Annotated in this window: 9 protein-coding genes; 4 read left to right on the plus strand and 5 right to left on the minus strand. The window is 67.8% G+C overall.

Annotated features, from left to right (window positions below):
- Positions 1-130: 130 nt before the first annotated feature.
- A complete protein-coding gene (glpD, locus tag VL129_RS03745; protein ID WP_325410212.1) occupies positions 131-1630 on the minus strand; it encodes a glycerol-3-phosphate dehydrogenase in 1500 nt (499 codons plus the stop codon).
- Positions 1631-1725: 95 nt separating this feature from the next.
- Here glpD and ybaK point away from each other — a divergent pair, with 95 nt between their 5' ends.
- From ybaK to VL129_RS03760, 3 genes are read left to right on the plus strand one after another with little or no spacing between them, the layout of a single operon-like run.
- Positions 1726-2196, plus strand: coding sequence for a Cys-tRNA(Pro) deacylase (gene ybaK, locus VL129_RS03750; RefSeq protein WP_325410214.1), 471 nt, complete (start codon positions 1726-1728; stop codon positions 2194-2196).
- Positions 2197-2206: 10 nt separating this feature from the next.
- Positions 2207-3697: a glycerol kinase GlpK gene (glpK, locus tag VL129_RS03755; protein ID WP_325410216.1), complete on the plus strand. Its 1491-nt coding sequence runs from the start codon at positions 2207-2209 to the stop codon at positions 3695-3697.
- A gap of 19 nt (positions 3698-3716) precedes the next feature.
- Complete coding sequence (locus tag VL129_RS03760) at positions 3717-4505, plus strand: PhzF family phenazine biosynthesis protein (RefSeq protein WP_325410219.1); 789 nt, start codon at positions 3717-3719, stop codon at positions 4503-4505.
- A 13-nt stretch (positions 4506-4518) separates the two neighbouring features.
- Here VL129_RS03760 and VL129_RS03765 read toward each other — a convergent pair whose 3' ends face one another.
- The gene (locus tag VL129_RS03765; protein ID WP_325410221.1) at positions 4519-5625 is read right to left on the minus strand and encodes an ABC transporter ATP-binding protein; all 1107 of its coding nucleotides are present in this window, start codon (positions 5623-5625) and stop codon (positions 4519-4521) included.
- A complete protein-coding gene (gene argF, locus VL129_RS03770; RefSeq protein WP_325410223.1) occupies positions 5622-6545 on the minus strand; it encodes an ornithine carbamoyltransferase in 924 nt (307 codons plus the stop codon). The genes VL129_RS03765 and argF overlap by 4 nt, the downstream gene beginning before the upstream one ends.
- Positions 6546-6837: 292 nt before the next feature.
- Between argF and grxD the strand changes: the two genes are divergently transcribed.
- On the plus strand, positions 6838-7167 hold the full coding sequence (grxD, locus tag VL129_RS03775; protein WP_325410225.1) for a Grx4 family monothiol glutaredoxin: 330 nt from the start codon (positions 6838-6840) through the stop codon (positions 7165-7167).
- Between the two features lie 56 nt (positions 7168-7223).
- On the opposite strand, the gene bfr is transcribed toward grxD, so the two are convergent.
- Together bfr and VL129_RS03785 are read right to left on the minus strand one after the other, a co-directional pair.
- Positions 7224-7694: a bacterioferritin gene (gene bfr / locus VL129_RS03780; protein WP_325410227.1), complete on the minus strand. Its 471-nt coding sequence runs from the start codon at positions 7692-7694 to the stop codon at positions 7224-7226.
- A 125-nt stretch (positions 7695-7819) separates the two neighbouring features.
- Positions 7820-8041 carry a bacterioferritin-associated ferredoxin gene (locus VL129_RS03785; protein WP_325410229.1) on the minus strand — a complete coding sequence of 74 codons (222 nt, stop codon included), beginning with the start codon at positions 8039-8041 and terminating at the stop codon, positions 7820-7822.
- Between the last annotated feature and the right edge of the window lie 189 nt (positions 8042-8230).

The raw sequence follows: 8230 nt of genomic DNA on the forward strand, positions 1-8230 counted from the left end.
GGCCGACGGAGTCCGTAGGGTGGAAAACTCGCGCAGCGATCTTCCACCGGCCCGGGTGCATGCGCACCGGCGGTAGACAAGGCTTCGCCGTTGTCTACCCTACGGCTCTCTTGCCGGCCCGCACCTCCAGTCAGCGCATCTTCATCGGCTCCCGCTGCAGGTAGGCGTCCAGCCCCGCGCACTGTTCCGCTTCGAGGAACAGCCCCAGCTTGCCGCGCCGCCAGAGGATGTCCTCGGCGCTCTGCGCCCATTCCTCGCGGCGCAGGTAGTCCACCTCGCGGGCGTACAGGCCGGCGCCGAAGTGTTCGCCCAGATCGCCCAGTCCCGTTGCGCTGGCCAGCAAGCGCCAGCTGCGGCTGCCGTAGCTGACGGCCCAGCGCCGGGCCAGTTCGACGGGCAGCCAGGGCGCCTGCTCGACCAGTTGCGCGGCCAGCTGGTCGTCCATCTCTTCGCCGCCCGGCAGTGGCGCGTCGGCGGTCCAGCGCGGCCCCATGTTCTTCAGCCAGGGTTTGAGCAGCTCCAGCGCCGATTCGGCCAGGCGCCGGTAGGTGGTCAGCTTGCCGCCAAACACCGAGAGCAGCGGCGCCTGATCGGCCGCGCCGTGCAGTTCCAGGAAATAGTCGCGGGTCACCGCCGACGGGTCGCCGGACTCGTCGTCCAGTAGCGGGCGCACGCCGGAGAAGCTGTGCAGGATGTCGTCGCGCTCCACCGGCTGGCGGAAATGCTGGTTCACCACCGCCAGCAGGTACTCGATCTCCTCCTCGCTGATGCGCACCTGCGCGGGGTCGCCGTGATATTCGCGGTCGGTGGTGCCGATCAGGCTGAAGCGCTCCAGCCAGGGAATGACGAAGACGATGCGCCGATCCTCGTTCTGCAGGATGTAGGCCTGCTCGCCGGGGTACAGGCGCGGCACCACGATATGGCTGCCCTGTACCAGGCGCACCCCGTGGCGCGGCTGGCACTGCAGGCCGTCGCGCAGGAAGTCCGCCACCCAGGGACCGCAGGCATTGACCAGCGCCCGTGCATGCAGGTGAAAGCGGCGACCGTCGGCGCGTTCCATGTCCAACTGCCAGACCCCATCGCGGGCCTGCGCGGACAGGCAGCGGGTGCGGGTATCGACCCGTGCGCCGTGCTCCCGGGCGGCCATGGCGTTGAGTACCACCAGCCGGGCGTCGTCCACCCAGCAGTCGGAGTATTCGAAGCCGCGGGTCATGTCCGGGCGCAGCGGACTGTCGGCGCCCAGGCGCAGGCCACGCGAGCCGGGCAGGGTGCGCCGGCGCCCGAGGTGGTCGTAGCAGAACAGGCCGAAGCGGATCATCCAGGCCGGACGCAGGTGCGGACGGTGCGGGAGGATGAAACGCAGCGGCTTGATGATGTGCGGCGCCTTGCCCAGCAGCACCTCGCGTTCGGCCAGCGCTTCGTGCACCAGGCGGAACTCGCGATGTTCCAGGTAGCGCAGGCCGCCATGAATCAGTTTGCTGCTCGCCGAGGAGGTGTGGTTGGCCAGGTCGTGCTGTTCGCAGAGGTAGACCTGCAGGCCGCGCCCGGCGGCGTCGGCGGCGATGCCGGCGCCATTGATGCCACCGCCGATCACGGCCAGGTCGTAGAGCACTTCGCAGGGTTCGTTCATGCCACTCTCAAGGGCCAGGATTGCCGCAACACTGTAGCGCTGGCGCGCCGCGGCCGCTAACGTAGCCTTTCGTCGACCCCAGCACAGCAAGCGCCATGACCCCAGCCATCGATCAGCTCAAGAAAGCCCGCGTCGAGCACCGCGTCCTCAGCTATGAACACGATCCCAAGTCGCCATCCTACGGTCTGGAAGCGGCGGAAAAGCTCGGCCTGGCGCCGGAACGGGTATTCAAGACCCTGCTGGCGGCCACCGAGAAGAACGAGCTGCTGGTGGCGGTGGTGCCGGTGGCCGGCAGCCTCGATCTCAAGGCGCTGGCCCAGGCGGCCGGCGTGAAGAAGGTGGACATGGCCGATCCGGCCGCCGCGCAGCGCGCCACCGGCTACCTGGTCGGCGGCATCAGCCCGCTGGGGCAGAAGAAGCGCCTGCGCACCTTCATCGACGAGTCGGCCCGCCAGCAGCCGACCATCCATGTCAGCGCCGGCCGGCGTGGGCTGGAGGTGGAACTGAGTGCCGAGGCGCTGGCGCAGCAGACGCAGGCCGTCTTTGCTGCCATCGGCCGCGGATAACGGAGTCTTCATGAGCGACTACCTCCTCGCCATCGACCAGGGCACCACCAGCAGTCGGGCGATCATCTTCTCGGCCAGCGGCGGCGCGGTGGCCAGCGCGCAACAGGAATTCGCCCAGCATTTCCCCCGCGATGGTTGGGTCGAACATGCCGCCGAGGACCTGTGGGACAGCACGCTCGCCGTGTGCCGCCAGGCGCTGGCCAGCGGCGGGCTGCGGGCGGCGGACATCCGCGCCATCGGCATCACCAACCAGCGCGAGACCACCCTGGTGTGGGACGCTGCCACGGGCGAGGCCATCTATCCGGCCATCGTCTGGCAGGACCGGCGCACCACCGACTATTGCGCCGAGCTCAAGGCGGCCGGCCATGAGGCGGAGGTGGCGGCGCGCACCGGGCTGCTGATCGATCCGTATTTTTCCGCGACCAAGCTGCGCTGGATCCTCGACAACGTGCCGGGCGCCCGTACACGCGCCGCGCGCGGCGAGCTGCGCTTCGGCACGGTGGACAGCTTCCTGCTCTGGCGCCTGACCGGCGGCCGCGCGCACCGCACCGACGCCAGCAACGCGGCGCGCACGCTGCTGTTCAACATCCACACCCAGCAGTGGGATGAACATCTGCTCAAGCTATTCGATATCCCCGCCAGCCTGCTGCCCGAGGTGCTGGATTGCGCGGCGGACTTCGGCGAGACCGACGCCCACTGGCTGGGCGCGGCGCTGCCGGTGCTGGGCATGGCCGGCGACCAGCAGGCGGCGCTGATCGGCCAGGCCTGCTTCGCGCCGGGCATGGTGAAGAGCACCTACGGCACCGGCTGCTTCCTGATCCAGAACACCGGACGCCAGCCGGTGAGCTCGCGCAACCGCCTGCTGACCACGGTGGCCTACCGGTTGAACGGCGAGGTGACCTACGCGGTGGAGGGCAGCATCTTCGTCGCCGGCGCCGCCCTGCAGTGGCTGCGCGACGGGTTGCGGCTGATCGAGCACGCCCACGAAAGCGAGGCGCTGGCGCTGCAGGCCGGCGATGCCAACGGCGTCTATCTGGTGCCGGCCTTCACCGGGCTGGGCGCGCCCTACTGGGATCCGAAGGCGCGCGGCGCGATCTTCGGCCTGACCCGCGACACCGGCATCAAGGAAATCGTCACCGCCGGCCTGGAAGCGGTGTGCTACCAGACCCGCGACCTGCTCGAAGCCATGCGCCAGGACGGCGCCGCCCCGCTCAGCGCGCTGCGCGTGGATGGCGGCATGGTGGTGAACAACTGGCTGGTGCAGTTCCTCGCCGACATCCTCGGCGTGCCGGTCGAGCGCCCGCAGGTCAACGAGACCACCGCGCTGGGCGCCGCCTACCTGGCGGGGCTGCGCGCCGGGCTGTACCGCGACCTGGGCGAGGTCGCCAGCCACTGGCAGCAGCAGCGGCGCTTCGAGCCGAGCATGCCGGCACAGCGCCGCGAGGCGCTGTATGCCGGCTGGCTGAACGCGGTGCGCCGGGTGCGCAGCGAGGCCCAATGACATTCCGGAGAACCATGCGATGAATACCCTGCCTTTCCACCAGGTCGATGCCTTCAGCGACCGTCCGTTCGCCGGCAACCCGGCGATCGTCTACCGCCTCGACGAGTGGCTGGCCGAGGCGCGGATGCAGCAGATCGCCGCCGAACACAACCTGGCGGAAACCGCGTTCGTCGTGCGCGAAGGGCAGGGCTGGCGGATTCGCTGGTTCACGCCCCGGGAGGAGGTGCCGCTGTGCGGCCATGCCACCCTGGCGGCGGCCAGGGTGCTGTTCGATGCCTACCAAGAGCCGGGCGACTGCCTGAGCCTGCTGAGCCTGTCCGGCGAGCTGCGCGTGCGTCGGCTCGGCGAGCGGCTGGAGCTGGATTTCCCGGCGCTGGCCGGTGAGCCGATCGCCGCGCCGGCCGGGCTGGCCGAGGCGCTGGGCCACGAGCCCGAGACGGTACTGTCCGGTCGCGACAGCCTGCTGGTGGTGCTGGCCGACGAGGCCGCCGTGCGCGATTGCTCACCCGACCTGAAGGCGCTGGCGGCGCTGCCCTGGCTCGGGGTGATCGTCACCGCGCGGGGCACCGAGCATGATGTGGTGTCGCGCTACTTCGCCCCGGCCATCGGCATCGACGAAGACCCGGTGACCGGTGCCGCGCATTGCATGCTGGTGCCCTATTGGGCCGGGCGCTTGGGCCGCAGTGAGCTGCGCGCGTTCCAGTGTTCGGCGCGGGGTGGCGAGTTGCTGTGTCGCGTCGATGGCGAACGGGTACGCCTGGCCGGCCACGCGCTGATCGTGGCCCGGGGCGAGCTGTACCTGCCGTGAGCGGCGGCGCCGCTCAGTCGGTGCTGCTGCAGCGGCGAACGCCGCCGGACAGGGTGGTGTGGGCGGCGACGCTGCCCTGGGCGGGGAACAGCACCAGGTGATCGGCGCAGACGCGGATGCCGACGGTCTCGCCCGGCGCGTGGTCGATGTGGCTGGGGAAGATGGATTCCAGCTGGGTGCCGGTCGGCAGTTGCAAGCGGTAGAGGGTCGAGGCGCCGAGGAAGGTCCGGGCGGTGATGCACGCCTGTAGCTCGCTGTCCGGCGCATACACCAGGTCGTCGGGGCGCAGCAGCACGTCCACGGCGCTGCCGGGAGCCCAACTGTAGGCGCGGTTGCCGTGGATCTCGCCGAGTTCGGTCAGCACCGTTTCCGGGGTCTGCAACTGGCCGCGGATGAAGTAGCCCTGGCCGACGAAGCTGGCCACGAACGGCGTCAGCGGCTCGTGGTAGAGGTTGTAGGGGGTGTCCCACTGTTCCAGGCGGCCCTCGCGGAACACGCCGACCTGGTCGCTGACGGCGAAGGCTTCTTCCTGGTCGTGGGTGACCAGGATGGCGCTGGTGCCGCGCGCCTTGAGGATGTCGCGCACCTCGCGGCTCAGGCTGCGGCGCAGTTCCACGTCGAGGTTGGAGAAGGGCTCGTCGAGCAGCAGCAGGCGCGGCTCCGGCGCCAGGGCGCGAGCCAGCGCGACACGCTGCTGCTGGCCGCCGGAGAGTTCGTGCGGGTAGCGCTTGCCCAGGTGGCCGAGCTTGACCAGATCGAGCAGCTCGCCGGTGATGCGCTCGCGCTCGGGGTGCTTGCGGATGCCGAAGGCGACGTTCTCCGCCACGGTCAGGTGCGGAAACAGCGCGTAGTCCTGGAAGACCATGCCGATGCGCCGCGCTTCCGGCGCCTGGGTGAAGCCGGCGCGGGAGATCACTTCGCCCGCCAGGCGGATCTCGCCCTGGCTGACCGGCTCGAAACCGGCGATGGCGCGCAGGGTGGTGGTCTTGCCGCAGCCGGAGGGGCCGAGCAGGCAACCGATGTCGCCGGCGTTCAGGTGCAGGTTGAGCTCCTGAACGATCATCTGGCCCTGATAACCGCAGGCCAGGTTGTGCAGTTGAAGCAGCAGTTTGGACGTCATGCGTTCTTGGTATAGCCGGGGGCGACGAGGAATTCGAGCAGCGCCTTCTGGGCATGCAGGCGGTTTTCGGCCTGGTCCCAGGCCAGCGAACGCGGATCGTCCAGCAGGTCGTGGCTGATTTCCTCGCCACGGTGCGCCGGCAGGCAGTGCAGGAAGATCACGCCCGGGTCGGCCAGGTCGAGCAGTTCGCGGCTGACCTGGTAGCCCTTGAAGCTGGCCAGACGTGCCTGGGCTTCTTCTTCGTGACCCATGGAGGCCCACACGTCGGTGCTGATCAGGTGCGCGCCGGCCGCCGCCGCGCGCGGGTCGCGCAGCAGGGTCACGCGGCCACCGGCCTTGGCCAGCAGCTCGGCGCTCGGCTCGTAGCCTTCCGGGCAGGCGATGCGCAGCTGGAAGTCGAACTGGATGGCCGCCTCGATGTAGGTGTTGCACATGTTGTTGCCGTCGCCGATCCAGGCCACCGTCTTGCCGGCGATGCTGCCGCGCTGTTCCAGGTAGGTCTGCATGTCGGCCAGCAGTTGGCAGGGGTGCAGCTCGTCGGACAGGCCGTTGATCACCGGCACCTGGGAATGGGCGGCGAAGTTGGTCAGGGTGCCGTGGGCGTAGGTGCGGATCATGATGGCGTCGAGCATGCGCGACATGACGATGGCGGTGTCGCTGATCGGCTCGCCGCGACCCAGCTGGGTGTCGCGCGGGGAGAGGAACATGCTCTGGCCGCCGAGCTGGATCATGCCGGCTTCGAAGGACACGCGGGTACGGGTCGAGGCCTTCTCGAAGATCATGCCCAGCACGCGATTCTTCAGGGGCTCGTAGAGGATGCCGCGGTTGCGCAGGTCCTTCAGCTCGATGGCTCGTCGCAGCAGCCCGTTGAGCTCCGCGGGGGTGCAGTCCATCAGCGAGAGAAAGTGCCGTACGCTCATTGTCGTTACCTTGATCACGTGTTCAGGTCCTGTGGCGAAAAAAAGAACCGCCAACGTCAGAGGAGGGACCTGCGAGGAGGTCGCCAGGGGCGACGAAATGGGAGGCGGGATGTTATCGGTAAATGTCGCAATGGCGCAAATTACCCCGCTGTCGGCGCCGAAGCAGCATAGGCGATGGGCCGCCGGCTGACGCAAAAAAGAAGCCTGAGCGCTTCACTAGGCTTTCCGTTACAATGCCGCGCAAACGCCGACCCGGGGGGTCGGCAGGTCATTTGTAGCCGAGGTGCCCCTCATGGATATCATCGAAACCATCAAAGAGCAGATCGCCAACAACACCATCCTGCTGTACATGAAGGGCTCGCCCAACGCCCCGCAGTGCGGCTTCTCCGCCCGTGCCGCCCAGGCCGTGATGGGCTGCGGCGAGAAATTCGCCTACGTGGACATCCTGCAGAACCCGGAAATCCGCGCCGAGCTGCCCAAGTACGCCAACTGGCCGACCTTCCCGCAGCTGTGGGTCAACGGCGAGCTGGTCGGTGGCAGTGACATCATGCAGGAGATGTTCGAGAAGGGTGAGCTGCAGACCCTGATCAAGGAAGCCGCGGCGGCCCGCAAGGACGCCTGATCCGGCCTCGAAACAAAAAGCCCCGGCACTGCCGGGGCTTTTTCGTTACGGACGCATCACGCGTCCATCTGCGACTGCAGGTAATTCTCCAGACCGACGGCCTTGATCAGGCCCAGCTGGGTTTCCAGCCAGTCGACGTGTTCTTCCTCGGACTCGAGGATGTCTTCCAGCAGCTCGCGGCTGCCGTAGTCGCCCACCTGTTCGCAGTAGGCGATGGCCGCGCGCAGGTCCTGCAGGCCCGCCTGCTCCAGGCGCAGGTCGCATTCGAGCATTTCCTTGGTGTTCTCGCCAATCAGCAGCTTGCCGAGGTCCTGCAGGTTGGGCAGGCCTTCCAGGAACAGGATGCGCTTGATCAGCTTGTCGGCATGCTTCATCTCGTCGATGGATTCATCGTACTCATGCTTGCCGAGCTTGTTCAGGCCCCAGTCCTCGTACATGCGCGCATGCAGGAAGTACTGGTTGATGGCCACCAGTTCGTTGCCAAGGATCTTGTTGAGGTGCTGGATGACCTGAGTATCGCCTTTCATGATGCTCCGCCTGAGAGGAAATGCGTGTTGGGCGAGTCTGGCCGCAGGGTACCTGGGTGTCAAACCCAAGCCCTTGACATGAAAAAGCCGGGCGATTGCCCGGCTCTCAGGTGCGGATATCGGCTTCAGGCCGGGCTGAACAGCGCCACGCCGCCCAGCATGGCCGCCTGGCCAGCCTGGACTTCGGTGAGGGTCTCGCGTACCACCTGCTTGGCCGCGCACGCGCACTTGCCGCACTGGGTGCCCACGCCCAGGTTCTCGCGCACGTCACGGTAGCTGCAGCAGCCTTCGTAGATCGCGTCGCGGATGTGGTTGTCGGTGACACCTCGGCAAAGGCATACGTACATGGCGGGGGCTCGTCGCGCTGAAATCGGGATGCAGCGGACAATAATAGTAATGAGAATGATTGTCAAAGCTTGTTGCTGAACGGAGCGGTCAGCGCTTTTCTGGCCACCGTGCGGGGGCGATGGTGGACAAGGAAAGCGTTGTCCGCCCTACGGTGCGCAAAGGCCCTGTAGGAGCGGCTTCAGCCGCGA

The sequence above is a fragment of the Pseudomonas sp. genome, from assembly GCF_035497915.1.
GTDB lineage: Bacteria > Pseudomonadota > Gammaproteobacteria > Pseudomonadales > Pseudomonadaceae > Serpens.